We start from the raw sequence: 25,282 nt of genomic DNA, 5'->3' as shown, positions 1-25,282 counted from the left end.
CTCGGAGGGCTCGCATGACTTCAACGAAAGTTCACGTCCATCTGTTTTACGGCGCCGATCCGCGTACCTACCGGAAAGGCGAGAACATCGGCTGCCTGTACGGCTATCACCACGCCGAATCCGACGAATTCCGGCTGACCTATTCGCAGGACCGCCGCGAGAGCCGTGTCGCGAGCCTCGCGCGCCGTGCGCTGAAGGCGGCGCTCGGCTTCGACGTCGTGCACGCCTGGCGCAATCGCGCCGCGCTGCTGGGCACCGACGTGATCTGGACGCACACCGAGCAGGAGCACCTTGCCGCCGCGCTGATCCTGAAGCTCGCCGGCGCGCAGGGCAAGCGCCCGCTGCTGCTCGCGCAGAGCGTGTGGTTGTTCGACAAGTGGAACACCTTCGGCGGCCCGCGCCGCTGGCTGTACCGCAAGCTGCTCGCGCGCGCCGATGCACTCACGACGCTCGCCCGCGACAACGCCGAGCTGTGCCGCCGCTACCTCGGACGCGACGCGGAGTTCGTGTACTACGGGCTGAACACGCAGGATTTCCCGCTGGTCGAGCCGCGCCAATGGCAGCCGAACCGGCCGCTGCGGATCGCGGCGATCGGCAACGACCGCGACCGCGACTGGCGCACGTTCCTCGCCGCGTTCGGCGGCGACGAGCGCTACGACGTGCGGCTCGCGACCCGGCGCCGCGTGCCGCGCGAGTGGCATGCGCCGAACGTGAAGATCGGCTCGGCGTCGGGGCTCTCGAAGCAGCACGAGCTGTATGCGTGGGCCGACGTGATCGTCGTGCCGCTGCGGCCGAACTTCCACGCCTCGGGCATCACCGTGATGCTCGAGGCGGCGGCGGTCGGCAAGCCGATGATCGTGTCCGACGTGGGCGGGCTCAGCGACTACTTCCCGCACGACACGGCTGCGTATGTGCCGGCGTTCGACGCGCAGGCGATGCGTCAGGCCGCCGATCGTTTCGTGGCCGATCCGGGCGTGGCGCTCGACTGCGCGCGGGCTGCCGCCGCGTGCCTGCGCGACCGCGATCTGACCACGCAGGCGTTCGCCGAGCAGCACGTGCGGATCACGCGCGACATGCTGCGCCGGCGTCGCACGCCGGCGGCCGCGGGCCTGGCAATGCCGCTCGCGGATTCACGCCCGTCGTCACGGTGAGCGCAGATCGATGAGTACGATTGCCGCCGAACGCGCACCGTCGCGCAACCGCAGCTGGTTGCCCGAGCCGAAGCACTGGGTCGGGCAGGCCGGGCTGTGGACGTTTACCGCCGCGCTGATCGCCATTCACCAGGGCAAGGTGCTGACGCTCGCGTTTCCGGTGCTGGCCATCGCGGTCGGCATCTGGCTGTATTTCAAGAGCCCGGCGCGCTACGTCGGCTTCATGTGGTGGGTGTGGTTCCTGAGCCCGGAAGTACGGCGTCTCGCCGACTGGTCGAAGGGCGCATTCACGCCGACGAGCCTGATCCAGGTTGCACCGCTCGCGGTGACGATGATCGCCGGGTTCGGGCTGCTCAGGCATTACCGCGTGCTCGCCCAGCGGCGCGGGATTCCCGTGCTGCTGATGCTGTTCGGGCTGACGTACGCGTATCTCGTCGGGATCGTGTCGAGCGGCGTGATGGCCGCGACCTACGACCTCGCGAACTGGGTGTACCCGGTGCTGATCGGCTTTCACATCATGGTCAACGCGCGCGACTATCCCGAGTACCGCGACGTACTGCTGTCCACGTTCATGTGGGGCATGCTCGTGATGGGCTTGTACGGGGTTGTGCAGTACTTCGTGATGCCGCAATGGGACGTGCTGTGGATGATCGGTTCGGACATGGGTTCGCAGGGCGAGCCGGTGCCGTACGGCGTTCGGGTATTCAGCACGATGAACTCGTCGGGGCCGTTCGCGTTCGCGATCATGGGCGCGCTGGTGTTCGTGTTCGCGGCGCCGCAGAAGATCCGCTGGTTCGCGGGTGCCGCCGGCTTCGTCTCGTTCGCGCTGTGTCTCGTGCGTTCGACCTGGGGCGGCTGGGTGATCGCGCTCGCGATCCAGCTCGTGCAGTCGAGCAACCGCGTGCGGATGCGGATCCTGATCAGCGGTGTCGTGCTGGTCGGCCTGTGCGTGCCGCTCCTGACCGTCGGGCCGGTGGCCGACCGGCTCGGCCAGCGTCTTCAGTCGATCACGAACCTGAAGGACGACCGCAGCTATGACGACCGCAACAAGTTCTACGCGACCTTCGCGCAAACGGCGTTCACCGACGTCGCCGGCGAAGGGATGGGGGCGACCGGCGCATCCACGAAGCTGTCGAGTGACAGCGGCGAGCTCGGCAAGTACGGCAGCTTCGACAGCGGCGTGATGAACGTGCCGTTCGTGCTCGGCTGGCCCGGCACGCTGCTGTACCTCGCGGGCGTCGTGATGCTGCTCGCCCGCACGCTGCGCGCGGCATTCAAGTTGCGCAAGGACAAGTTCGTCGGCGCGTGCCTGAGCCTGTGCCTGTCGGTGTTCGCGATGCTCGTGTTCACGAACTCGCTGATCGGCACCGGCGGCCTGCTGCTGTTCACGGCCATTTTTTCAATACTATCCGCGGCGCAATGGCAGAAGGCGCAGCGCCTTCTGGCCGCCGCGCGTTCACGGGGAGGCGACCATTGAGAATCGCGATCGTCACGCATGTCGTGCGTCATAACGACGGGCAGGGCCGCGTCAATTACGAAATCGCACGCGCGACGCTGGCCGAAAACTATCAAGTCACGCTGGTCGCATCGCATGTCGCGCCCGAGCTGCTGGCCGACCCACGCGTGCGCTGGGTGCCGGTGAAGGTCGGGCGTTTCTGGCCGTCGAATCTCGTCAAGCAGCAGGTGTTCGCGCTGAAGAGCGCGTGGTGGCTGCGTGCGCATCGCAGCGAGTACGACGTGCTGCACGTGAACGGCTTCATCTCGTGGATTCGCGCCGACGTGAATACCGCGCACTTCGTGCACGGCGGCTGGTTCAAGAGCCCGTATTACCCGTTCGGCCTGACGAAGGGGCTGTGGTCGGCCTACCAGTACGTCTATACGCGCGTTAACACCGCGCTGGAACGCTGGGCCTACCGGCGCTCGCGCGCGATCACGGGCGTGTCGCAGAAGGTGGCCGACGAGATCGCCGGGCTCGGCATCGACAGCCGCAAGATCAGCGTGATCTACAACGGTGTCGACGGCAGCGCATTCGCGGGCGCGCAGGCCGATCGCGCGGCGTTCAAGCTGCCGGACGACGTGTTCCTGCTGCTGTTCGTCGGCGATCTGCGCACGCCGCGCAAGAACCTCGGCACCGTGCTGAAGGCGCTGACCAAGCTGCCGGCGAACGTCCACCTCGCGGTGGCCGGCTATCTGCCCGGCAGTCCGTATCCGGACGAGGCGCGCGCGCTCGGCATCGCGTCGCGCGTGCATTTCCTCGGGCTCGTGAAAAACATGCCGACGCTGATGCGCTCGGTCGACGCGTACGTGTTTCCGTCGCGTTACGAAGCGATGAGCCTGTCGCTGCTGGAAGCGATGGCGGCCGGGCTGCCGGTCGTCACCGCGCGCACCGCCGGCGGCGCGGAAATCATCACGCGCGACTGCGGGATCGTGCTGGAGGATCCGGACGATCCGGCCGCGCTCGCGCAGGCGATCGGCTCGCTCGCGGCATCGCGCGACACCTGCCGCGCGATGGGCGACGCGGCCCGCGAACTGATGACCCGTTTCGGCTGGGCCCACATGGGCGCCCAGTACGTCGCGCTCTACCGGCGCATCGGCCAACCCACGCAGCCGTCCGCCTTCGAGCGGGTCGAGCATGCAGTCACGCAGGAGCAGTCGTGATGTCCCAATCTTCCCGGCCGATCAAATCGTTGCAAATCGGCATGCACTGGTTCCCCGAACGCGCGGGCGGCCTCGACCGGATGTACTACTCGCTCGTCGGCGCGCTGCCGGGGGCGGGTGTCGAGGTGCGCGGGCTGGTCGCCGGCTCGCCGAAGGTCGCTGACGACACGGGCGGTGCGATCCAGGGCTTCGGTCCCGCCTCGCAGCCGCTCGCGCGCCGCATGCTCGCCGCGCGTCGCGCGCTGCGCGACGAGATCCGCAGCGAGCGGCCGGACGTGATTTCGTCGCACTTCGCGCTGTACACATTCCCGGGCCTCGACGTCACGCGCGGGATTCCGCAGGTGTCGCACTTCCAGGGGCCGTGGGCCGACGAAAGCCAGGTCGAGGGCGCCGCGTCGCTCGGGCAGCGCGCGAAGCGCTATCTCGAGCAGGCCGTCTATACGCGCTCGTCGCGCCTGATCGTGCTGTCGCAGGCGTTCGGCCAGATCCTGACGAACCGCTACGGGATCGATCCGTCGCGCGTGCGCGTGATTCCCGGCTGCGTCGATACCGCGCAGTTCGACACGCCGCTCACGCCGGGCGAGGCCCGGCACAAGCTGCAGTTGCCGCAGGACCGGCCGATCGTGCTGGCCGTGCGCCGGCTCGTGCGGCGCATGGGGCTGGAGGACCTGATCGACGCGATCGGTCTCGTCAAGCACCGTCACCCGGACGTGCTGCTGCTGATCGCCGGCAAGGGCAAGATCGGCGAGGAACTGCAGCAGCGCATCGACGAGGCCGGGCTGCAGGACAACGTGAAGCTGCTCGGCTTCGTGCCCGACAACCATCTCGCGGCGCTGTACCGCGCGGCGACGGTCAGCGTCGTGCCGACGGTCGCGCTCGAAGGCTTCGGGCTGATCACGGTCGAATCGCTGGCGTCCGGTACGCCCGTGCTGGTTACGCCGGTCGGCGGGCTGCCGGAGGCGGTCGCCGGGCTGTCCAACGATCTCGTGCTGCCGTCGACGGGCGCGGATGCGATTGCGGAAGGGCTCGGCGGCGCGCTGTCGGGGGCGATCGCATTGCCGGACGAAGCCGCATGCAAGCGCTATGCACGCGATCATTTCGACAACGCGGTGATCGCGCGACGCGTTGCCGGCGTGTATGAAGAGGCGATCCAGGCGGCAGGGTAAGCGAGCGCGACCGACCGTCCAGACAATCGGGCCGGCGCACGCGTATGCGTCCGGTTCGCACGCCGGCCGCCCGTTTCGGGCGAGCCGGCTGTTTGCCGTCCGGCGTGCGGCACCGGGCACGCCGTCATGCACGCGCCGTTCTCAACACGCAACACACATCACGCAACACACATCACGCAACACGCAACACGCAACACACATCACGCACGCCCGAGCGTGCCGATCCATGCGGCGAACGCGGCCGCGCTGACCGCCGCGCCGAGCCCGCAGACGCCGATCCATCCGGCATGCGCATACAGCATCGTCGACGCAATCGCGCCGAGCCCGCTGCCGACCGAATAGAACAGCATGTAGCAGCCGACGAGGCGCGCGTGTGCATCGGGCCGCGCGCCGAGGATCATGCTCTGGTTCACGACATGGACGGCCTGCCCGCCGACGTCGAGCAGCACGATACCCACCACCAGCAGCGCGATCGAGCTGTCGCCGAACGCCAGCGGCAGCCATGAGAACGCGAGCAAGGCGAGCGCAGCGCCGGTCGTCGCCTCGCCGAGCCCGCAATCCGCGAGCCGTCCCGCGCGCGCGGCGGCGGCCGCGCCCAATGCGCCGACGAGCCCGAATGCGCCGATCTGCGTATGCGACATCACATGCGGCGGCGCGCTCAGCGGCAGCACGAGCGCGCTCCAGAAGATGCTGAACGCCGCGAACATCAGCAGCGCGATCGCACCGCGCACGCGCAGCACGCGCTCGTTGCGCAGCAGCGTCACCATCGAACCCAGCAGCGCCGCGTAGCCGATGCGTTCGCGCGGTGCATTGGCAGCGGGCAGCAGCCGCGACAGCGCGACGAGCATCGCGAGCGCGAGCGCGCCCGACACCAGATAGACCGCACGCCAGCCGGCGACATCCGTAACCACACCCGCGAGCGAACGCGCAGCGAGCAGGCCGATCACCACGCCGCCCTGTGCCGCGCCGACCACGCGGCCGCGCTCGCCGGCACCGGCAAGCGCGGCCGAGCACGCGATCAGCCCTTGCGTCATCGCGGTGCCGAGCAGTCCGACCGCGACCATGCCCGCCAGCAGCGCGATCCGCGTCGACGCGGCGGCCACGCCGATGCAGGCCGCCGTCAGCAGCAGAAGCTGAACGGTGATCAGGCGCTTGCGGTTCAGCAGGTCGCCGAGCGGCACGACGAACAGCAGCGCGAGCGCGCAGCCGAGCTGCGTCGCGGTGATGACGCCGCCAACGGCTGCCTGCGACACCCCGAAGTCGCGTGCGATCGAATCCAGCAGCGGCTGCGCGTAGTACACATTCGCGACGCTCGCCGCACAGCAGACGGCCAGTAGCGCGACCAGCGCCGCCGACACGCGCGCGCCGTCGGCCGGGCGCGCGGCACGCGATGTCGCGTTCGACGCGACAGTGCCTGAACGACAAGAAGATTCCATGGGTTTCCTCACGCACGTAGTTGCAATTTGAAACCAGTGTGAGTGTAGGAAAAGTAGTTTTAAAATGCAACCTGTGAGGCACGGGCGGCGGGCCCGCGCACGGATGGCCGGCGGCCCGCGAAGGCGGCCGGCGCGACAGTGGAGAGGAACATGGCCAGACAGAAAAGTCTTGCGGATTCGCCGTGCCCGGTGGCGCGGGCAACCGATATCGTCGGCGATCGCTGGGCGTTGCTGATCGTGCGCGATGCATTCGACGGCGTGCGGCGGTTCGGCGATTTCCGCGCGAGCCTCGGCGTCGCGAGCAACATCCTGTCGGACCGGCTCCGGATGCTGGTGGACGCCGGCGTGTTCGACGTGGTGCCAGCGTCGGACGGCAGCGCGTATCAGGAGTACGCGTTGACGAAGAAGGGCGAGGGGCTGTTCCCGGTCATCGTGATGCTGCGGCAGTGGGGCGAGGCGAACCTGTTCGGGCGCGGCGAGCCGCATTCGGTGCTGGTCGACCGCAAGACCGGTCGCGCGATCCGCAAGCTCGCGCTGCGGCACGACGACGGCCGGCCGCTGAAGGCGGGGGAGACGGTCGTGCGGAAGGTCGGCGACGAGGCGGGCGCGCCGCGGCGGTGAGCGTTCGGTCGTCGCGCGCGGCCAGGACCTGCGTGACCGCGGGCGCTCGGCGATGGCCGACCGCACACGTTCAATCGGCTGCCGAGACCGCCTGCCGCGCGGGCGACGCGCCACGATGCGCATCCGGCCGGACCAGCGTCGCGAGCAACGCGGCCGCGATCAGCAGCCCGACCGACACGCCGGTTTCGATGTGCAGGCCCTCGACAGTCTGCCCCGCGCCACCCCCGCCCGCGAGCGCGCCGAACGCAGCGACGCCCATCGCGCCGCCGGCCTGTCGTGCGGTGTTCAGCACGGCCGATGCGATGCCCGCGCGGTCATGCTCGACCGACGCGAGCACGGCCGTCGTCATCGCCGGCACCGCGAAGCCCATGCCGGCCGGAATCAGCAGGAACGGCACGAGCAGCAGCGCCAGTGGCGTCGACGCTTCGATGAAATGCAGCGATCCGTAACCGAGCGCGGCGACCAGTGCGCCGGCGAGCATCGGCGGGCGCGGGCCGTGGCGCGCGGCCGCGCGTCCGCTCGCGAGATTCGCCAGCAGGAAGCCGCCCGTCAGCGGCAGGAACGCAAGCCCCGCCTGCCATGCCGATTCGCCGCGCACCCGCTGCAGGTACAGCGCGAGCACGAACACGGTGCCGTAGTAGGTGAGGTTCACGCAGATCCCGAACGCCACGGCCGCGCTGAACGTGCGGTGGCGGAACAGCGACAGCGGCAGCATCGGCGTCGCCGTGCGCGATTCGACCGCGACGAACGCGAGCGCGGCCAGCGCTGCAAGCGCGAGGCCGCCGGCGACGAGCGGATGCATGAAGCCGAGCGGACGCCACTCGATCACGGCGCCGGTCACCGCGGTCAGCATTGCGATTGCGATGAACTGGCCGCGCAGGTCGAGCGCGCGCATCGAACGCGCCGGCGGTTCCGGTGCGTGCGGTGCAAGCGCGGCGCGACGCGCGGGCACCCACGCGAATGCGGCTGCCAGCCCCGCGGCACACAGCGGCAGGTTCACGAGAAAGATGCCGCGCCAGCCCCATGCGGCGATGAGCAGGCCGCCCACGACGGGGCCGGCCGCGATTGAGATCGCGCCCGCGGCCGTCCACCAGCCGACCGCGCGTGCACGCAGGTGCGGATCGTGCCGGCAGGCGTCGTTGAGCAGCGCGAGCGAATTGGGCAGCATCGCCGCGGCGCCGACGCCTTGCAGCGCGCGGGCCGCAATCAGCATTGCGGGCGTGATGGCGGCACCGCACGTGAGCGATGCGAGTGCGAACAGCACGAGGCCCGCGACGTACATGCGGCGCGCGCCGAAGCGGTCGCCGAGCGCGCCGCCCGACAGCATCAGCACCGCGAACGCGAGCGTATAGGCATCGACGACCCACTGCAGGCCGGCGACCGGCAACTGCAGGTGGCGGGCCAGATGCGCGAGCGCGATGTTGACGATCGTCACGTCGAGTTGCGTGACGACGAAGCCGACGCTGACCGTCGCGACGATGCGGACGAGCGCGGGCGGGAAGGCGGGGGAGCGGGGCGTGTCCATGTACGCATCGTAGGGCGCGTCGGACCGGCGATGGTTCAGGGCGGCGTGAATTATCGATACCGTCGCCGGATGCCGCGCAATGCGGCGGGATCGTGAGCGGAAACGGCACGCGAGAACGGGCAGCCTGTCGGGCCGTGTCGCTGCTTTCCGGCAGGCGAGTATCGTGCGGCGGGATCGCTCAGTGCCGTTCGCCGCGCCAACGCCCCGGCGCGACGCCGAAGCGCTTCGTGAACGCGTGCGTGAAGGTGCTCTGGTCGGCGAAGCCGACCATGCCGGCGATGTCGACGAGCGGATGGCGGCCGTCGGCGAGCAGTACCACGGCGGCATCGAGCCGCAGCCGCTGCAGGTAGCGATGCGGGGTTTCGCCGAACGCGTCGACGAACAGCTGGTGGAACCGGCGCATCCCGTAGCCGCAGTGCGCCGCGAGATCGGCGATACGCAGCGGCTCCGCGAGCCGTGCGCGCAGCCAGCGGTCGATGCGCGCGAAATCGAGGCCCGCCGCGGGCGCGGCGAGGCCGGCGTCGCCGAGCAGCGCGTCGCACAGACGCGCGGCGGCTTGCCACTGGAAACGGTGCGCGTGCCGCGCGTCGCCGGCCGGCCCGTCGAATTGCACGGCAGCGGCCGCGACCTGCGCGACGAGCGACGTCAGCGCCGGCTCGATCGACACCGCACGCGCGCTGTCGAACAGCCGCTGCGGCACCGCGAGCGATGCCGCGGGCAGGTCGATCACGAGCTGGCGATTGTCGCCGAGGCCCGCGTAATCATGGCGCGCGCCGGCCGGGATCAACCAGGCCGCGTGCCGGTCGATGCGCTGGCCGACGCCGTCCACCGCCATCACCATCGCGCCATCGACACCGAGCACGACCTGGTGGAAGTCGTGCACGTCGGACGCTTCGCACGTGTCGTAACGGCGCAGCGCGATGGCGGGAGACGGGATGGGGTCCATCGGAAGGGCGTCGGCTGGCGGCGTCGTCAGACGGCGAGCAGTTCGACTTCGAACACGAGCGTCGCGTTCGGCGGAATCACGCCGCCTGCACCGCGCGGGCCGTAGCCGAGTTGCGGCGGAATCGTCAGGCGACGCACGCCGCCGACCTTCATGCCTTGCACGCCTTCGTCCCAGCCCTTGATGACCATGCCGCCGCCGAGCACGAACGCGAACGGATCGTTGCGGTCCTTGCTCGAATCGAATTTCTGACCGTCGGTCAGCCAGCCCGTGTAGTGCACGCTGACGGTCTTGCCGGCTTGCGCTTCAGCGCCGGTGCCTTCGGTCAGTTCTTCGATTTTGAGGCCCGATGCGGTCGTGGTGACAGTCATGACTTCTCCTGAAAAGGGGTGAGTAAAACCGCTATTGTAGGCGAGCGCGCAGGGGGCCGCCGCACGCGGTGAAGGCCCGGCCGCCCGCCTGTCACGCGTCGGTCGCGACGGTGATGACGCGTTTCGCCCGAAACGCGAATGGAACGCGCGTTTGAATGTCTCGCGCACCGGATCAATGAGGTTGCACCGCGTGAACGGCGCGCGCGTATGAATCGGTGCCGTCCGGCCGATTCGCGCCGCGCCGCGCGCCGCCGCGCCTTCCCGTGAAACGCCCGTGACACGGGGCTTTCACACCGATTGCAGGCCGCGCGTGCAGCGCCCGCATGGCGGTCGCGATCCGGCCAGCGTGTTCGAATTGCGGCCCGCCCGGACGCCGTTCGAACGCCGTTTTTTCCGTGCTGCCGAACGCCCCCCGTTTGGAAGCGCGCGTCTACCGCGCGGCTTGCACGCGGCGCCGGCCGGGGCCTATCTTTACAGCTATCGATGTCAAGGTTTCGGCAGTGCGTGATGCACCCGCCGGCCCGAGCCGGCAAGGCCGCCACGGCTGGCGGGCCGCCCGAAAACAAGGAGAACGACCACCATGAAGTCAGCCGCTTCCGCCACCGCAGCCGAGGTGATGCCGGTACGCCGCGACCTGCGTTTCGACCTGCCGGTCGAACGCGCGAAGGACTGGCACCGGCTCGGTCCGCACGTGACCCACTTCTTCAACGCGCTGTCGCTGCTGTTTCCGGCCGGCGAACGCTTCTTCATGGATTCGGTGCGCAACTATCGCGACCGCATCGACGATCCGGTGCTCAAGCGGCAGGTGCTGGGCTTCATCGGCCAGGAGGCGATGCATACGCGCGAGCATGTCGAATACAACGAACTGCTGCAGGCGAACCGCCTGCCCGCGCGCAAGCTCGACCAGCGCGTGTGGGCGGTGCTCGGCTTCATGAAGCGCAAGCTGCCGCATTCGGTGCAGCTCGCGCACACGGTCGCGGCCGAACATTACACGGCGATGCTCGCGGACTGGATCCTGCGCGACCCGACGCGTCTCGACGGCTCGGTCGAAGGCTACCGGCAGATGTGGGTCTGGCACGCACTCGAGGAAACCGAACACAAGGCCGTGTCCTACGACGTGTGGAACGCCGTGATGAAGCCGGGCCTGCGCCGCTACCTGGTCCGCGTCGGCGTGTACCTGCTGACGTCGCTGACGTTCTGGCCGACCGTGTTCCTGATGCACGTGACGCTGCTGTGGCGCGATCGCGGCGCCGGCCATCACGTGCGTGGCCTGCTGCGCACGCTCGCGTTCCTGTACGGGCCGCGGCGCGGGCTGTTTCCGCGCATCGCGGGTGAATGGCTGAGCTTTCTGCGGCCCGGTTTCCATCCGTGGGACCATGACAACCGCCATTATCTCGCCCGGGTCGACGCGCTCGTCGCCGCGTATGGCGAACACGACGACACGCCGGCCGGTCGCGGCCGCGCCAACGCGCTCGCGCCGCTCGCAGCGGGGCGCTGACACATTCGCCGCGCCGCGCGGCACGTGTTGCGTTCGTGCATCAGGCGGTTTCATCTGATGATTGACTGCCATCAAGCGGAAACGGTTGCGCGTGCCGCTGCCCGCTCGTGCCGACCGCATGCGCCGCCCTATACCGCCGGGCCGGTTCCGGGTGTGCGGCCTCGCACGCGTCGCCGTGCGCCAGCGCCGGCGCGGCTTCGCGCGTTCGATGCCCGCCCGGCCGCGCTTCTCGGCCCCCGCGCCACCGGGATAACACCCATCTAGCCGCGCATCGGCGGCATCGATATACCTTTCATGAAGCGATCGATCCCGGCGAGCGATTATTGCGCTGGGGGATTTTATTCGGACGGAAATGCGGCCAATATGTCGGTTCGATCGAGGTCCGTCGTATGCGGCGGCGAGCCGGCGCACGATACCAACGCCAAGCGGGGAACAACGATGGTTGCAAGGTCACCCGACGCACACGGGACGGCGGCGCCCGAGGTGCCGCCCGTATCCGTCACCGCGCCCGAGGCCGGGCGCAAGCTGTTCGTGATCATGCGCTCGCCGGACGAGCCGCTGCTGGCGCAACTGCGTGGGCTCGGCTGGGAGATCGCGGTGGCGAAGACGGCCGGCGCCGCGCAGAACATGACGTCCGGCGTGGGCGTCGCCGCCGGGCTCGTCGATTTCACGGGCTTCACGTCGCGCGACTACCCGGCGCTGAAGGCGTGCCTGAGCCAGCCGGCAATCGGCTGGATTTCCGTCGCGCAGGCCGGCATCACGATCGGCGTCGCCGTGCGCGAGCTGATCCGCAGCTACTGCTTCGACTACGTGACGCTGCCGTTGCCGTATGAATGGATTTCGCACGTGCTCGGCCACGCGCGCGGGATGGCCGCGCTCGACCGCGTCGACGGCGCGGCCTATGCGGCGTCGATCGGCGAGCACGGCATGATCGGCAACTGCGAGGCGATGCAGCAACTGTTCAGCACGATCCGCAAGGTCGCCAAGACCGACGCGAGCGTGTTCATCTCCGGCGAGTCGGGCACCGGCAAGGAGCTGACGGCGCTCGCGATCCACGAGCGCTCGGTGCGCGGCAAGGGGCCGTTCGTCGCGATCAACTGCGGTGCGATTCCGCATCATCTGCTGCAGTCGGAACTGTTCGGCTATGAGCGCGGCGCGTTCACCGGCGCGAACCAGCGGCGCGTGGGCCGGATCGAGTCCGCGAACGGCGGCACGCTGTTTCTCGACGAAATCGGCGACATGCCCGTCGAAAGCCAGGCGAGCCTGCTGCGCTTCCTGCAGGAAGGGAAGATCGAGCGGCTCGGCGGCCAGGAGTCGCTTCCGGTCGACGTGCGGATCATCTCGGCGACCCATGTCGATCTCGACGGCGCGGTCGAAGCCGGACGCTTCCGCGCGGACCTCTATCACCGGCTCTGCGTGCTGCGCATCCACGAGCCGCCGCTGCGCGCGCGCGGCAAGGATATCGACATCCTCGCGCATTACGTGCTGCAGAAATACAAGGCCGACAGCGGCCGCAAGATCAGCGGCTTCACGTCGGCCGCGCTCGACTCGATGCGCCGCTACGAGTGGCCGGGCAATGTGCGCGAGCTGATCAATCGCGTGCGCCGCGCGATCGTGATGGCCGAGAGCCGGCTGCTGACGCCGCATGATCTCGGGCTCGAGACACCCGGTGAAACGGAGCCCGTGACGCTCGAACAGGCGCGCTCGCTCGCCGAGCGCATCGCGATCGAGAACGCGCTGTTGCGCAACGATCACCGGATCAACAAGGCCGCCGCCGAACTCGGCATCTCGCGCGTGACGCTCTACCGGATGATGATCGAGCACGGGCTCAACGATCACGACAACAACGGCGACAACGGCGGGAAGGACGGCGCGCCGTCCGGTGACGAGGACAACCAGCGGGTCGGCTGAACCGCGGTCGGGGAGCCGCGTTGCCGGCCCGTGCGTGTGCGTCCGGGCGCATGTAAAGCGCGTGAAACGTTTCGTGCCGGCGGCCGCGCAAACCGGTGCGGCAAACGCGGGCGGCGGCCCGCCGCGCGCGCCGGGAAAATTTTCCGCATCATCGGTGCGCCTTGTCCCGCAAGGCGTTGCCGCGGCAGGGCAGAAGCCTTCCGCGCGCCGCATGTTTCAGTTTCGCAACGTCCTGCATGACCCGCCTGGCCCGGCCGCGGGTTGGTCCGACGAAACCCTTGTGCCGACGGGCCTGCGCGAAGCTGGCCCGCTCCTTGCGGATATCCACGTGCGAATGTCGACGACGTCGCGTCCGGCCGGTTCGGCAGCGAACCATGCGAGGGCCGACCAGGACGCAGTCCACGGGGATGCACGGCGGGACGGGCTACGCAGCCGTGTTCCGCCCGGCACGGGCCGTCGTCGGATCGTCGGAGCACCGGCGTCGTCCGGTTGCCGAAACAAGCAACAGACCTAGAACGGGGTACAAAAAATGAACGATCGCCACACGCCGCGGCCGGCAGGCCGCGATCGCAGTGATTCGACGCATCGCCGCTCGACCACGCGTCTTGCCGCCGGCCGGCATGCATCGACTGGCCATCTCTCCGCGCCTGGTGCGAGGCGGATCCGGCTGATTCCCGGTCATCCGCGCCGGCTCGGTACCTTCCTGCTTGCCAACCCGATCCGCATGGGCATGTGCACTCGGGCGCCGGTTCCCCGGCGCCCGGTCTTCGCGTATTGACGTCGAACGCCTGCGGTCGCCGGCAGAGGCAACCGTTGGCTATCCGAATGAGCTGCGGCATCGGGCTGCGCGACACGGACGATGAAGCCGGCGCGACGGCCAACGGCGGCGGGACATCGCCGTCCGGCGCTCAGGGAGGGGCGGTCGGGCCGCGCGCGGCGGGCAGCTTGCCCGTACGCGCGCGACGCCGCTTCAGCCGCCGTAGACGTCGAAGTCGAAATACTTCGACGCGAGCCGCTTGTAGGTGCCGTCCTTGACCATCTCGAGGATCGCGCGGTCGATCTTCGCCTTCAGGTCGGTGTCTTCCCTGCGCAGCCCGATGCCGGCACCGACGCCGAGCACCTTCTCGTCGATGAGCTCGGGCCCGACGAACTGGTAGCCTGCGCCGCGCGGTGACTTCAGGAACCCGATCGCGGCCTGCACCTCGTCCTGCAGCGCGGCGTCGAGGCGGCCCGACGTGAGGTCCGCATAAACGCCGTCCTGGTTCTGGTACGACACGACGTTCGCACCTTGCTTCGCCCAGTACGCCTTCGCATACGCTTCCTGCGTCGTGCCCTGCTCGACGCCGATCGACTTGCCCTTCAGCGATTCGGGTGTCGGCAGCAGCGGCGAGCCCTTTTTCACGACGAGCCGGGTCGGCTGGTTGTAGATCTTCGTCGTGAAGCCGATCTGCTCCGCGCGCTGCGGCGTGATCGACATCGACGACAGCACCGCGTCGAACTTCTTCGCCTTCAGCGCCGGGATCATCCCGTCGAAATCGTTCTCGAGCCACACGCACTTCGCCTTCAGCCGCGCACAGATCTCGTTGCCGAGGTCGATGTCGAAGCCGACGAGCTTGCCGTCGGGCGCCTTCGACTCGAACGGCGCGTAGCTGGCGTCGGTGCCGAAGCGCAGCGTGGTCCAGTCCTTCGCGACGGCGGGGCCTGCAGATACCGCGAGCAGGGCGATCGAAACGGCGGCAATCAGTCTCTTCATGGTGGTTCCTTGGCGTGGACTATCCGGTTCTGGGCGACACGGTTGCTGCAGACCCGCACCGCGTTCCGCGCGCGCTGTCAGCACGACCATTAACGCAGAAAATAAAATCGCAGTCCAGAATGGACAAAAAAATATCGTTCGGCCGGACGTTATGGGAAGACTGCGGGTGTCGACCCTTGCAAAAATACGAAAATGGACTAATCTTGTTAGTAAATTCGTTTTGAGACTAACGATCATGTCACAGCCCGCCTTCGATCCGCATTCCGCCCCGCGGCAGGCTTCGGTCGCGCAGATGTCGGCGGCCGGCCTGCGTGCGTTTTTCAACATCGCGCGCGACTGGGAGCTGACGATCGACGAACAGATCGTGCTGCTCGGGTCGCCCGGCCGTTCGACGTTCTTCAAGTGGAAGGCGGCGCCCGAATCGGCGCGCCTGCCGCGCGATACGCTCGAGCGGCTATCGCTGCTGCTCGGCATCTACAAGGCACTGCAGATCCTGCTGCCGCAGCCGGCTGCGGCCGACGCGTGGGTCAAGCGGCCCAACGACGCGGCCCCGTTCGGCGGCAAGCGTGCGCTCGACCGGATGCTGGCCGGCAATGTCGGCGACCTGGTCGCCGTCCGGCAATACCTCGACGCGATGCGGGGTGGCTGGGCGTGAGGATGCCGATCGAAACGCAACCCTGGCCCACGACCGTCGTCGACTGGGCACCTGCCTATCGCGTGATTCCCACCCGTTTTCCGGCCATCAACCTGTTCGACCGCGTCGCATCGGCCGAGGATTTCGACGCGCTCTACGCGCTCGAATCGCTGACCAATGACCGCATCCGCCATGAAGTCGGCACGCTCGAACTCGTGCCGCCGGCCGAGCGCCGCTACGGCCAGGGCTGGGGGCCGATCATGGCCGCGTTCACGCACCTGAATCCGCAGGGCAGCCGCTTTTCCGACGGCAGCTACGGCGTGTTCTACTGCGGGCGCTCGCGCGATACGGCGATCGCCGAAACGCGCTATCACAGCGGACTGTTCCTGGCCGCGACGAAGGAACCGCCGATGCGCCAGCAGATGCGGCTCTACACGGTGGTCGCGCAGGGTGACGTGGCCGATGTGCGCACGTGGCCGCAGCGCAGCCCTACGTTGCTCGATTCGCACGATTACAGCGCGGGGCAGGCGCTCGGCCGCGCGGTGCGCAATGCCGGCGGCGCGGGGATCGTCTACCCGTCGGTGCGCGACCCGCGCGGCGAGTGTCTCGCCGCGTTCCGCACGACCCTGCTGCGCGACTGTCATCACGCGGCGTATCTCGAATACAACTGGAACGGCTCCACGGTCGATGCGGTGTTCGAACTGAACCAGGTCGGCTAGCAGGGCGTCCACGCAAACGCGCGCCGGCGCCGGCGATCGACGCTCGATGGCCTTCAGGGCAGCGGCAGGTCGCCCGCATGACGGGCGCGTGCGTCGGCCTGCGCAAGCGACCAGGTAGCGCCCGTGCGCGGTTCGACGATCGTCAGGCGTCCCGACGGCGCGAATGCGCCCGTATCGATGAACCATTGCGCGCCGATGCGCTGCGGCGCACGCACGGGCGTGTGGCCGGTGCAGGTCAGCGACAGGCCGGTCTGCCGGGCCGGATCGGCCAGCCCCTGGATCAGGTCGCGCCCCCAGATCAGCCGCTCGCGCACGTCGTGCGTATAGCTGCCCGTATCGAGCTCGGCATCCGCACCGAAGAATTCCGCATGCAGCACGTTGAAGCGCGCGGCGCCATCGCCGACCACGCGCACGAGCGGCAGCGCGTCGACGCGCGCCGCATGCGCGTGCAGCCGCTCCGGCGGCAGATCGGCGCCCCAGTCACCGCCGATCCCGCGCCATGCATCGGGCGGCAGCTTGCCGCGCGACACGAGGCTCAGCACCTCTTCGTGATTGCCGCGCACCACATGGCACCACGGGCGGTCGAGCAGTTCGAGCGCGGTTTCGGACGCGGGGCCGCGGTCGACGAGATCGCCGACCGAGAACAGCCGGTCGCGGGCCGGGTCGAAGCCGATGTCGTGCAGCAGCGCGCGCAGCACGTCGACGCAGCCGTGCAGATCGCCGACGACGAAGTCGCGGCCGGCCGTGTTCGCGGGATGGCGGCAGAGGGAGGGAGTCATCCCGATATCTTAGGCGCTCGCGCCCATCGCAACGTCATGCAGGAATGGCGATAATCGGGGCGCTACCCGTCGGCGCGGCGCAGCGGGCCGCTCGCGCGCCGGCCGAACCCTTTCCATTCGCTTTCGGAACCACACGATGACGTTTTATCCGCAGGTCTTACGCAACCGGCCGCGCATGGTCGCCGCATTCTTCGCTGGCGTGCTGTGCGCCGTATTGCTGCCGCTTCCGCTGAGGGCGGCTGCGCGGGCGCTGATCGGCTGGGATTGCGCGGTGTGGCTGTATCTCGTGCTGATGTGGGTGCGCATGGTCACCGCGCATCATCACAAGGTGCGCGAGGTCGCGATCCGCGAGGACGAGAATGCAACGACGGTGCTGACCGTCGTGTGCCTCGCGACGGTCGCGAGCGTCGCCGCGATCGCGATCGAGCTCGCCACCGCAAAGAGCGTCGGCTTTCGCGTCGGGCTCGGCCATTACGCGATCACGGGCGCGACGCTGTTCGGTGCATGGTTCCTGATCCCGACGATCTTCACGTTGCACTATGCGCGGCTCTATTACGGCTCGCCGAGCAGCGATCGCGCGCTGCGCTTTCCGGACAATCACCCCGAGCCCGATTACTGGGATTTCCTGTATTTCGCGTTCACGCTCGCGGTCGCGTCGCAGACCGCCGACGTGTCGCTCGCGAACCGCTCCGCGCGACGCGCGGTGCTTGCTCAGTCGATTCTGTCGTTCTACTTCAACATGGCCGTGCTCGGGCTGTCGATCAACGTCGCGGCAGGGCTGCTGAGCTGACGCGGGTTATTTGAGGAGTTCGTACGGACCGCCGCGCTCGAGCGCGCGACGGTAGGCCGGCCGCGCGTGAATCGCCGCGAGGAAGCGCGCGATCGCCGGATGCGTGCCGCCGTCGCCACGCGCCATCGCGGCTTCGAGCGGAAAGCTCATCTGGATGTCGGCCGCGCTGAAGCTGTCGCCGACGAACCAGCCGGTGCGCTTCAGCGTGTCGTCGATATGGCCGAGATGCAGCGCGATCTGCGGATCGACGAAGCCCGATTGCAGTGTCGCGGCGATCTTGCGCGCGATCGGTCGCGCGAAGAACGGCATCGGCGCCTGTGCGATCCGCAGCGCGACGAGCTTCAGCAGCAGCGGCGGCATCGCCGATCCTTCCGCGTAGTGCAGCCAGTACGTGTAGTCGTGCCGCTCGGGCGTGCCGGGCTGCGGCGCGAGACGTCCACTCCCGTAGCGTTCGACCAGGTACTCGATGATCGCGCCCGATTCGGCGATCGTGCGGCCGTCGTCGGTGACGACGGGCGACTTGCCGAGCGGGTGGATCGCGCGCAGCGCGGGCGGCGCGAGCATGGTCTTCGGATCGCGTTCGTAGCGCACGATCTCGTATGGCACATCCAGTTCTTCGAGCAGCCAGAGCACGCGTTGCGAACGCGAGTTGTTCAGGTGGTGGACGGTCAGCATGTCGAGGCCGGAAGAGGGGCGGGAACGACATCATACCGAGCGCGGATGACGTCGCGCAGGTCGGGCGGATGCGCGATTTCCGCGCATGGGCCCGGTGTCTCGCGCGTAGCGCGTCACCCGCCGATTCACGTCACCAGGCCATCACGCGGCGGCGCGTCGCACCGCGATCCACGCGCCCCAGAACAGGCTCGAAAAGAAACGCAACGGTACATCGAAGCCCGCATCGTGCAGCAGCGCGAAGACGGCTTCCTCCGAAGCCGGCGGATCTGCACCCTGCAGGATCTTCGCGAGCTGCGCACGCACGGAATCGGGCGTGGCGCCCTTCATGCGCCAGCGCTGCTGCCATGCATCGAGCAGGCGAGGGTGGTCCGCGTAGCGGCGATAGTTGCCCGCGATCACGAGCGGTGCGCCGGGCTTCAGGCGTCGCGCGATCGCGTCCAGCAGTGCGGCCTTCGCTGCGTCGCCGGGGACGTGATGGAGCACGCCGATCAGCGTCGCGCCGTCGAAGGCCGGCACATCGGGCAGCGTGTCGATACCGGCCTCGATGAATTCCGTGCGTGCGCCGAAACCGGCCGCTTCCACGTTCGCGCGCGCGAGCGCGAGCATCGGCGCCGACGGATCGACGGCCGTGAACCGCCATCCGGGCTCGAGCGCGGCGGCCACGCCGATCTCCTGGCCCGTGCCGCCCGCGCCCGCGACGAGGATCCGCGCAGCGGCCGTGCCGATCGCCGACGCGAGCATGCACGCGGCGAGTTCGTGGCACGCGTCGTAGCCGGCGAGCGCGATGCGGGATTGTTCGGCGTATTCGTGCGCGCGTGCCGGATCGAATTTCGCGGCGCTGGCGGGAAGCGACATGACGGGTTCCTCGGGTTCGGGGCGCGGACGACGTGTCCGCACGCATCGCAGCGAGCGTAAGCGCGGGGTGGCGGCGCAACAAGGCGAGCGGCCATTCCGGTATGCCGACTACCCGACTCGGCGCGCAGCGCGCGCAAACGTTGGCGGGGTCGATTCGCATTTAAAAATGTGAGGATTCGCTTCGTCATGCTTGCCAAACCGGCGCATACTTTTCTTCCTTCCCCCTGCCTGGCCGTCGCATGCCGGGCCCGATGCGCCGCGCCGATCGCGCGGCCATGCCGCTCGGCACGCACGAGGAGCGCATCATGTCAGATTGTCCGCACGATCCGTATGCGCAGCACTACATTCACTGCCTGCCGTTCGGCGCGCAGCCCTGCGGCGCGCTCTGCACGACGCCGCGCACGCATTTCCGCGTGTGGGCGCCGGGCAGCGTGCAGGTTCAGCTCGAACTCGATACCGGCAACGGCTCGACGCTCGTCCCGATGACGGCGGCCGGTCCCAACTGGTTCGAAGTGTTCGTCGAATGCGGTGCCGGCGCGCGTTACCGCTATCGGCTCGACGATGTCGCGTCGATTCCCGATCCCGCCTCGCGTTCGCAACCCGACGGGCTCAACGGCCCAAGCGAGGTCGTCGATCCGCGCGCATTCACGTGGCGCAACACGTTCTGGCGCGGGCGTCCGTGGGAAGACATCGCGCTTTATGCGATTCGTCCGCACGCGGTGGGCGGTTTCGACGGCGTACGCCGCCGGCTGCCGCAGCTTGCGCGTCTCGGCGTGACCGCGCTGGAGTTGCTCGCGTCGCCGCACGACAGCCTGCCGTTCGCGCCGCTCGCGGCCGAAGGCGGCCCCGACGCGCTGAAGGCACTGATCGACGACGCGCACGGCTTCGGCCTCGCGGTGCTGCTGGAGCTCGATTACGCGCGCTTCGGCAGCGGCTCCGACGCGCTGCGTCATTACGCGGCGCCGTTCTTCCATACGCGCGACGATCCGCTGCAGGCGTCGCCGCTCGCGCTCGATCACCCGGAAGTCTGTGACTTCTTCTGCGACAACGCGCTGTACTGGATCGACGAATACCGCTGCGACGGGCTGCGGCTGCGCGAGGCCGACCGGATCGGCACGTCGTGGCTGCGCGAGATCGCCGATCGCGTGCGCGCGGCCGTGCCGGCCGACCGCTTCATCCACCTCGTGCTCGGCAGCGAACGCCATCCGGTGCATCTGGCCGACACCCACTTCGATGCGCAGTGGAACGGTTGCGGCGAACGTGCGCTGCATCGCCTGACGGGGCGCGACGTGACGGCCCACGAAGGCATTTCGACGCACCAGTCGATCCACACGCTCGCCCGTGCGTTGACGGCTGCCGGCGCGGCGTTCCAGCCGGCCACATCGGGCGAAGGCGGATTCCCCGACGCAGGCGGACTGTCGCTGACGTCGCTGGTGTTGTCCGACGGCGCATGGCACGAGAGCGACCACGGGCCGGAGCCCGGCCTCGCCGCGCTCGCGCTGTCGCTGCTCACGCCGCAGATCCCGCTGATCTTCGACGAAACTGCGCGCGATGCCGATCGTGCGCATTTCGTGCAGTCGGCCCTCGCGGTGCGTGCGAAGCTGATTGCGCCGCGGCTGTCCGATTGCCGGCCGCAGGACGCGCATACGCTGAAGTCGGGCGGCGATGGCGATGCCGACGCGCTGCTTGCGTCGTGGCGGCTCGCCGACGACGAGACGCTGACCATCGCGTTGAACCTGTCGCCCGACGCGGTGCCGTTCGATGCGCCGAGAGGGCGGATCGTGTTCGAGACGCCGGCCCGCGCACGCGACCGGGTCGATGAAGGGGAGTTGCCCGCGTATTCGCTCGTCGCGTGGCTGACGGGCGACGTCAACCGGTACGCGCTCACGCACGACGTGCGTCGGATCGACGACGGCGCATGGCGCGCCATGCGTCCCGATCTGAACGCGTGACCCGCCGAAGGTCGGGCGCTGGTGCGCCCGGCCGTATCGGCGTACCTACCAGAAGCTGCGAATGCCGGCGACGCCGTGTGCGCCGTGTCTGCGCGCGTCGTCGAGGTGCGCGCGCGTCATCCCGCCGAGCGCATAGACCGGCATCGCGGCCGATGCGGCCAGTTCGGCGAACCGTGCCCAGCCGAGCGTCGGCGCGCCGGGGTGGCTGAGCGTCGGCAACACGGGCGACAGCGTGACGAAATCCGCGCCCGCGCGCGCGGCCAGCAGAAGATCGTCGGCAGCATGGCATGCGGCCGACACGCGGCGCGTGGCGGGTAGCGGCCGTTGTGCGACCGCGCGCAGTGCAGCGCCATCGAGGTGCCAGCCCGCGCCATCGAGCCGCATCACGCCGGCGGCATCGATCGGGCCATTGAGCATCAGCTGTGCGCCGGCCGCGTCGCAACGCGCGAGCGCATCGGCGGCCAGCCGCGCGAACGCGGCCGTGTCGAACGACTTCACGCGCAACTGCACGAGCGTCTCGCCGCGCGCGAGCACGGCCGACAGCCGTTCGAGAAACACGTGGCAATCGGTGGCCGACGCGGACGCCGGCTCCGGTGTGATCACGCAGCAGCGCGGCAGCGTCGGGTTCATCGCGTGCGGCGAGCCGAGGCCGTCATTCGTCGGCCTCTTTCGCGATTTTCGGATAGACGCGCACCAGCACGATGCGCGGCCCGTTCATCTTCTTCACGACGACGTCGAAGCGGTCGAACGATACGCGCTGCCCTTCGGTCGGCAAATCGTTCAACGCCTGGATCACCAGGCCGCCGACCGATTCCGCACGCCCTTCGTCGATGTCGATGCCGAGCGCCTGCTCGAGCGACACGACAGGCAGGCTGCCCTTGCCCATCAGCGTGCCGTCGTCGAGACGGCTCCAGTCGGCGTCGCCCTGGCGGAACTCGTCGTGGATCTGGCCGACCAGCGCGCCGAGCAGGTTGTCGAGCGTCAGGAAGCCGATCGGCTTCGCGCCCTTGCTGCCGACCAGCGCGAAGTGCGGCGCGCCCTTGCGGAAGCGGCGGAACAACTCCAGCGCCGGCGTGTCGGGCTTCACGTACTGCACCGGACGCACGTAGTCGGACAGGTCCGCGAGCGCCGCGCCGGCGTGCCGCGCGAGCAGCAGGTCCTTCAGGTGGATCAACCCGCTCACCTGTTCGCGCGCCGCATCCTCGAACAGCGGATAGCGGCTGAAGCGGTGCCGCGCGACGATCTCCATGTTGTCGGGCAGCGGCAGGTCGCGCCGCAGGCCGATCATTTCATGCGCCGGCCGCATCAGGTCTGACACCGTCATCGACGAAAAATCGAGCGAATGCGCGAGCGTGTTCCATTCGTCGTTGGTGTACGTGCCGCGCGCCGGCTGGGCCGTGTTGCCGGCCGTGCTGCGGCGGCTGCGCAGGATCAGCTTCAGTTCGTCGGTCGAGTAGTGCGCATCGCCGCCGTGGTCGGTCGACAGCCCCGCCAGTTTCAGCACCGCGTTGGCGCTGCTGTTGAGCACCCAGATCGCCGGATACATCGCCCAGTAGAACGCGTACAGCGGCAGCGCGACCCACAGGCCGACCTTCTCCGACTGGCGGATCGCCATCGATTTCGGCGCCAGTTCGCCGACCACGATGTGCAGGAACGAGATCAGCGAGAACGCGAACACGAGCGAGATCAGGTGCACGATGCGTTCCGACTGCACGCCGATCAGGTCGAGCAACGGGCCGATCAGTTCCGCGAATGCCGGCTCGCCGACCCAGCCGAGGCCGAGCGACGCGAGCGTGATGCCGAGCTGGCAGGCGGACAGATACGCGTCGAGCCGGCCGTGCACGATGGCGAGGATGCGCCCGCGCAGGCCGTGCTTGCGGGCAAGTGTCTTGACGCGCGTCGCGCGCAGTTTGACGAGGCCGAATTCGGCTGCGACGAAAAACCCGTTCAGGGCCACCAGGAACAACGCGCCGATGAGCGCGAAGATCTGTAACAAAGAATCGCTCCAGTCATGACAGGCCCATCAGTATAGGGCCGGAAAGGAAAATGTAATGTGTCGGGCGGCCGATTGCTTACACCGGCGCCTCGCTGGGGACGGAGAGCGAGAGGGCGACGGTGGCACCGTCGGCGAGCGGATCGTGCGTGAAGGTGCCGCCGTGTGCGAGCGCGACGCGCTGGCACAGGGCAAGCGTCCATGCGACCCGCCTTGCGTCGCGCGGGCGCAGCATCTCGCGGCGTGCGAACGATTCGAAGGCGTGCGGCAGCGCCGGATCGACGAGGGCATCGGCGCTCACGGCACAGCCGACCTGCACGACGCACCGCGCGCCGTCGCGCGTGCACACGAATGTCACGCGGCCGCCGGCGGCACTGGCTTCGACGGCCGTCGTCAGCATCGTCCAGAGCGCCTGTGCGAGGCGCTCGCGATCGGCCGACAGCGATGGCTCACCGTCGGGCAGCGTCGCGTCGATGGTCACCTGCCGCGCGTCGGCGAGCGCGAAGCGCACCAGTGCGAGCGCGTCGTCGAGCAACGGGCGCAGCGCGAACGACTGCGGCGCGAGCGCGAGCGTGCGCGTTTCCGCGCGTGGCGCGTCGAGCACGTCGTCGATCAGCGCCACTTGCTGGTCGATCCCCGAGCGGATGCCCGCGAGGGCGCGCTGCAGGTTCGGGTCGGCGCTGGCGAGCTGGCGCTCGAGCACATACGCCCAGCTGTGCATGGCGTTCAGCGGGCTGCGCAGGTCGTGCGATGCGGTGGAGAGCGCCTGGTCGCGCAGGAACAGCGCCGCCTCGGCGGCATAGTGCGCTGCGCGTTCGCGCAGCAGGTCGGCGGCGGGATCGACGGGAATGGACGTCACGGAGCAGGCCTGTCGGAAGCGGTTGGCATGAAAAACATCTGGACCGCCATTATAGGGACGGCGCGTGTCACGCCGGCAGCGCGTCCTCGTCCTTTTTCCGCGCGTCGCCGTTCGGCAGCAGCTGGCAGGCGAGCAGGCCGGCGAGCATCAGCGCGCAGCCGACCAGCGCGCGCAGCGTCAGCGTCTCGCCGAGCGCGGCCCAGCCGGCGATTGCCGCGAATACGCCTTCCATGCTGAAGATCACGGCCGCGTGCGCGGGCGCCGCGTCGCGCTGCGCGACGACCTGCAGCGTGTAGCCGACGCCCACCGACAGCAGCCCGCCGTACAGCAGCGTCGGCACCGCGTTGCGCAGCATCGCGACGCTGAACGGCTCGGCCACGAGGCCCACCGCGAGGCACAGCGCGCCGCATGCGACGAACTGCAGGAACGCGAGCACGAGCGGATCGTGACGTTTCGCCAAATGGCCGACGGCCATCACGTGTGCGGCGATGATCACGGCGCCGGCGAGCTGGAACCAGTCGCCGTAAAGCACCGAGAAATGCTCGTCGATGCTGAGAAAGTACAGGCCGATCGCCGCGAGCAGCGCGCCGAACCACGTGCCCGCGCCGATCCGGTGGCGGGCGAACACGCCCATCAGCGGCACGATCACGACGTACAGCGAGCTGATGAAGCCGGCGTTCGCGACTCGCGTGTATTGCAGGCCGAACTGCTGCAGCGAGATCGACACGGCGAGCAGCCCGCCGAGCGCGAGGCCTGGCACCAGCAGCGCCGGCGCGCGGCGCATCGCCGCCAACTGCGCGCGCGACGCCGCGTTGAACGTCAGCAACGGGATCAGCACCAGTGCGCCGAGCAGGAAGCGCAGCCCGGTGAACAGGAACGGCCCGATCACGTCGAGGCTCAGGCGTTGTGCGACGAACGCCGACCCCCAGATCGCGGCGGCGGCGAGCATCAGCAGGTTGGCGCGGAGGTGCTTGCGGGCATCGGGCTTCATCG

Annotated in this window: 23 protein-coding genes; 11 read left to right on the top strand and 12 right to left on the bottom strand. The window is 69.0% G+C overall.

Going from position 1 to position 25,282, the window contains the following annotated elements; all coding sequences use genetic code 11:
* The first annotated feature begins 14 nt into the window (after positions 1-14).
* From PI86_RS04775 to PI86_RS04760, 4 genes are read left to right on the top strand one after another with little or no spacing between them, the layout of a single operon-like run.
* Positions 15-1,151 (top strand): glycosyltransferase family 4 protein, encoded by a 1,137-nt coding sequence (locus PI86_RS04775; protein ID WP_039319227.1) that lies wholly within the window; start codon positions 15-17, stop codon positions 1,149-1,151.
* Positions 1,152-1,161: 10 nt separating this feature from the next.
* Complete coding sequence (locus tag PI86_RS04770) at positions 1,162-2,628, top strand: O-antigen ligase family protein (RefSeq protein ID WP_039319225.1); 1,467 nt, start codon at positions 1,162-1,164, stop codon at positions 2,626-2,628.
* Positions 2,625-3,809, top strand: coding sequence for a glycosyltransferase family 4 protein (locus tag PI86_RS04765; RefSeq protein ID WP_039319222.1), 1,185 nt, complete (start codon positions 2,625-2,627; stop codon positions 3,807-3,809). Before PI86_RS04770 ends, PI86_RS04765 begins: the two co-directional genes overlap by 4 nt.
* Positions 3,809-4,975, top strand: a complete 1,167-nt coding sequence (locus PI86_RS04760) for a glycosyltransferase family 4 protein (RefSeq protein ID WP_014900065.1) — start codon at positions 3,809-3,811, stop codon at positions 4,973-4,975. The genes PI86_RS04765 and PI86_RS04760 overlap by 1 nt, the downstream gene beginning before the upstream one ends.
* Before the next feature lie 200 nt (positions 4,976-5,175).
* Here the strand turns inward: PI86_RS04760 and PI86_RS04755 are convergent, their stop codons facing one another.
* Positions 5,176-6,411 (bottom strand): MFS transporter, encoded by a 1,236-nt coding sequence (locus PI86_RS04755; protein ID WP_039319219.1) that lies wholly within the window; start codon positions 6,409-6,411, stop codon positions 5,176-5,178.
* A gap of 150 nt (positions 6,412-6,561) precedes the next feature.
* Here PI86_RS04755 and PI86_RS04750 point away from each other — a divergent pair, with 150 nt between their 5' ends.
* On the top strand, positions 6,562-7,032 hold the full coding sequence (locus PI86_RS04750; RefSeq protein ID WP_014900063.1) for a winged helix-turn-helix transcriptional regulator: 471 nt from the start codon (positions 6,562-6,564) through the stop codon (positions 7,030-7,032).
* A 70-nt stretch (positions 7,033-7,102) separates the two neighbouring features.
* Here the strand turns inward: PI86_RS04750 and PI86_RS04745 are convergent, their stop codons facing one another.
* The 3 genes from PI86_RS04745 to PI86_RS04735 all read right to left on the bottom strand — a co-directional run bounded on the left by PI86_RS04745 (position 7,103) and on the right by PI86_RS04735 (position 9,871).
* Positions 7,103-8,557 (bottom strand): MFS transporter, encoded by a 1,455-nt coding sequence (locus tag PI86_RS04745; protein WP_039319217.1) that lies wholly within the window; start codon positions 8,555-8,557, stop codon positions 7,103-7,105.
* Between the two features lie 178 nt (positions 8,558-8,735).
* Positions 8,736-9,503, bottom strand: coding sequence for an AraC family transcriptional regulator (locus tag PI86_RS04740; protein WP_039319215.1), 768 nt, complete (start codon positions 9,501-9,503; stop codon positions 8,736-8,738).
* A 26-nt stretch (positions 9,504-9,529) separates the two neighbouring features.
* Positions 9,530-9,871 (bottom strand): FKBP-type peptidyl-prolyl cis-trans isomerase, encoded by a 342-nt coding sequence (locus PI86_RS04735; protein ID WP_014900060.1) that lies wholly within the window; start codon positions 9,869-9,871, stop codon positions 9,530-9,532.
* A 580-nt stretch (positions 9,872-10,451) separates the two neighbouring features.
* Here PI86_RS04735 and PI86_RS04730 point away from each other — a divergent pair.
* Both PI86_RS04730 and PI86_RS04725 read left to right on the top strand, forming a co-directional pair.
* Positions 10,452-11,369: a metal-dependent hydrolase gene (locus PI86_RS04730; protein WP_039319212.1), complete on the top strand. Its 918-nt coding sequence runs from the start codon at positions 10,452-10,454 to the stop codon at positions 11,367-11,369.
* A 438-nt stretch (positions 11,370-11,807) separates the two neighbouring features.
* Entirely contained in the window at positions 11,808-13,280 is a 1,473-nt protein-coding gene (locus tag PI86_RS04725) for a sigma-54 dependent transcriptional regulator (RefSeq protein WP_039319210.1), read from the top strand.
* A gap of 970 nt (positions 13,281-14,250) precedes the next feature.
* Here PI86_RS04725 and PI86_RS04720 read toward each other — a convergent pair.
* Positions 14,251-15,033: an ABC transporter substrate-binding protein gene (locus PI86_RS04720; RefSeq protein WP_039319207.1), complete on the bottom strand. Its 783-nt coding sequence runs from the start codon at positions 15,031-15,033 to the stop codon at positions 14,251-14,253.
* 235 nt (positions 15,034-15,268) lie between these two features.
* Here PI86_RS04720 and PI86_RS04715 point away from each other — a divergent pair, with 235 nt between their 5' ends.
* Together PI86_RS04715 and PI86_RS04710 are read left to right on the top strand one after the other, a co-directional pair.
* On the top strand, positions 15,269-15,688 hold the full coding sequence (locus tag PI86_RS04715) for an MbcA/ParS/Xre antitoxin family protein (RefSeq protein ID WP_014900055.1): 420 nt from the start codon (positions 15,269-15,271) through the stop codon (positions 15,686-15,688).
* A gap of 2 nt (positions 15,689-15,690) precedes the next feature.
* Positions 15,691-16,386 (top strand): RES family NAD+ phosphorylase, encoded by a 696-nt coding sequence (locus tag PI86_RS04710; protein WP_039319205.1) that lies wholly within the window; start codon positions 15,691-15,693, stop codon positions 16,384-16,386.
* 53 nt (positions 16,387-16,439) lie between these two features.
* Here PI86_RS04710 and PI86_RS04705 read toward each other — a convergent pair whose 3' ends face one another.
* The gene (locus tag PI86_RS04705) at positions 16,440-17,165 is read right to left on the bottom strand and encodes a metallophosphoesterase (RefSeq protein WP_014900053.1); all 726 of its coding nucleotides are present in this window, start codon (positions 17,163-17,165) and stop codon (positions 16,440-16,442) included.
* A gap of 136 nt (positions 17,166-17,301) precedes the next feature.
* On the opposite strand from PI86_RS04705, the gene PI86_RS04700 reads away from it, so the two are divergent.
* Entirely contained in the window at positions 17,302-17,955 is a 654-nt protein-coding gene (locus tag PI86_RS04700) for a DUF1345 domain-containing protein (protein ID WP_039319203.1), read from the top strand.
* A gap of 6 nt (positions 17,956-17,961) precedes the next feature.
* Here the strand turns inward: PI86_RS04700 and PI86_RS04695 are convergent, their stop codons facing one another.
* The gene (locus tag PI86_RS04695) at positions 17,962-18,630 is read right to left on the bottom strand and encodes a glutathione S-transferase (RefSeq protein WP_039319201.1); all 669 of its coding nucleotides are present in this window, start codon (positions 18,628-18,630) and stop codon (positions 17,962-17,964) included.
* A 141-nt stretch (positions 18,631-18,771) separates the two neighbouring features.
* Entirely contained in the window at positions 18,772-19,485 is a 714-nt protein-coding gene (locus PI86_RS04690) for a class I SAM-dependent methyltransferase (RefSeq protein WP_039319200.1), read from the bottom strand.
* A gap of 305 nt (positions 19,486-19,790) precedes the next feature.
* Here PI86_RS04690 and PI86_RS04685 point away from each other — a divergent pair, with 305 nt between their 5' ends.
* Positions 19,791-21,437 (top strand): DUF3459 domain-containing protein, encoded by a 1,647-nt coding sequence (locus PI86_RS04685; RefSeq protein ID WP_039319387.1) that lies wholly within the window; start codon positions 19,791-19,793, stop codon positions 21,435-21,437.
* A 45-nt stretch (positions 21,438-21,482) separates the two neighbouring features.
* Here PI86_RS04685 and PI86_RS04680 read toward each other — a convergent pair whose 3' ends face one another.
* From PI86_RS04680 to PI86_RS04665, 4 genes are all read right to left on the bottom strand, one after another.
* A complete protein-coding gene (locus PI86_RS04680; RefSeq protein ID WP_014900048.1) occupies positions 21,483-22,067 on the bottom strand; it encodes a thiamine phosphate synthase in 585 nt (194 codons plus the stop codon).
* Positions 22,068-22,089: 22 nt separating this feature from the next.
* Entirely contained in the window at positions 22,090-23,433 is a 1,344-nt protein-coding gene (locus tag PI86_RS04675) for a hemolysin family protein (protein ID WP_039319198.1), read from the bottom strand.
* A gap of 76 nt (positions 23,434-23,509) precedes the next feature.
* Positions 23,510-24,289 carry a sensor histidine kinase gene (locus PI86_RS04670; RefSeq protein ID WP_039319196.1) on the bottom strand — a complete coding sequence of 260 codons (780 nt, stop codon included), beginning with the start codon at positions 24,287-24,289 and terminating at the stop codon, positions 23,510-23,512.
* A gap of 67 nt (positions 24,290-24,356) precedes the next feature.
* Positions 24,357-25,280 (bottom strand): DMT family transporter, encoded by a 924-nt coding sequence (locus PI86_RS04665; RefSeq protein ID WP_039319194.1) that lies wholly within the window; start codon positions 25,278-25,280, stop codon positions 24,357-24,359.
* Positions 25,281-25,282 lie beyond the last annotated feature (2 nt).

The organism is Burkholderia sp. A9 (assembly GCF_000801975.1).
Note: the sequence above shows the minus strand (reverse complement) of the source record. Positions and strands in the feature narration are given on the sequence as shown.

Bases quoted from the DNA above. Each gene is read 5' to 3' on its own strand.
- PI86_RS04725 (WP_039319210.1), top strand. From the start codon at position 11,808: ATGGTTGCAAGGTCACCCGACGCACACGGGACGGCGGCGCCCGAGGTG.
- PI86_RS04755 (WP_039319219.1), bottom strand. From the start codon at position 6,411: ATGGAATCTTCTTGTCGTTCAGGCACTGTCGCGTCGAACGCGACATCG.
- PI86_RS04730 (WP_039319212.1), top strand. From the start codon at position 10,452: ATGAAGTCAGCCGCTTCCGCCACCGCAGCCGAGGTGATGCCGGTACGC.
- PI86_RS04745 (WP_039319217.1), bottom strand. From the start codon at position 8,557: ATGGACACGCCCCGCTCCCCCGCCTTCCCGCCCGCGCTCGTCCGCATC.
- PI86_RS04665 (WP_039319194.1), bottom strand. From the start codon at position 25,280: ATGAAGCCCGATGCCCGCAAGCACCTCCGCGCCAACCTGCTGATGCTC.
- PI86_RS04705 (WP_014900053.1), bottom strand. From the start codon at position 17,165: ATGACTCCCTCCCTCTGCCGCCATCCCGCGAACACGGCCGGCCGCGAC.
- PI86_RS04770 (WP_039319225.1), top strand. From the start codon at position 1,162: ATGAGTACGATTGCCGCCGAACGCGCACCGTCGCGCAACCGCAGCTGG.
- PI86_RS04760 (WP_014900065.1), top strand. From the start codon at position 3,809: ATGTCCCAATCTTCCCGGCCGATCAAATCGTTGCAAATCGGCATGCAC.
- PI86_RS04720 (WP_039319207.1), bottom strand. From the start codon at position 15,033: ATGAAGAGACTGATTGCCGCCGTTTCGATCGCCCTGCTCGCGGTATCT.
- PI86_RS04700 (WP_039319203.1), top strand. From the start codon at position 17,302: ATGACGTTTTATCCGCAGGTCTTACGCAACCGGCCGCGCATGGTCGCC.
- PI86_RS04775 (WP_039319227.1), top strand. From the start codon at position 15: ATGACTTCAACGAAAGTTCACGTCCATCTGTTTTACGGCGCCGATCCG.
- PI86_RS04740 (WP_039319215.1), bottom strand. From the start codon at position 9,503: ATGGACCCCATCCCGTCTCCCGCCATCGCGCTGCGCCGTTACGACACG.
- PI86_RS04685 (WP_039319387.1), top strand. From the start codon at position 19,791: ATGTCAGATTGTCCGCACGATCCGTATGCGCAGCACTACATTCACTGC.
- PI86_RS04735 (WP_014900060.1), bottom strand. From the start codon at position 9,871: ATGACTGTCACCACGACCGCATCGGGCCTCAAAATCGAAGAACTGACC.
- PI86_RS04680 (WP_014900048.1), bottom strand. From the start codon at position 22,067: ATGAACCCGACGCTGCCGCGCTGCTGCGTGATCACACCGGAGCCGGCG.
- PI86_RS04710 (WP_039319205.1), top strand. From the start codon at position 15,691: ATGCCGATCGAAACGCAACCCTGGCCCACGACCGTCGTCGACTGGGCA.
- PI86_RS04750 (WP_014900063.1), top strand. From the start codon at position 6,562: ATGGCCAGACAGAAAAGTCTTGCGGATTCGCCGTGCCCGGTGGCGCGG.
- PI86_RS04715 (WP_014900055.1), top strand. From the start codon at position 15,269: ATGTCACAGCCCGCCTTCGATCCGCATTCCGCCCCGCGGCAGGCTTCG.
- PI86_RS04690 (WP_039319200.1), bottom strand. From the start codon at position 19,485: ATGTCGCTTCCCGCCAGCGCCGCGAAATTCGATCCGGCACGCGCGCAC.
- PI86_RS04695 (WP_039319201.1), bottom strand. From the start codon at position 18,630: ATGCTGACCGTCCACCACCTGAACAACTCGCGTTCGCAACGCGTGCTC.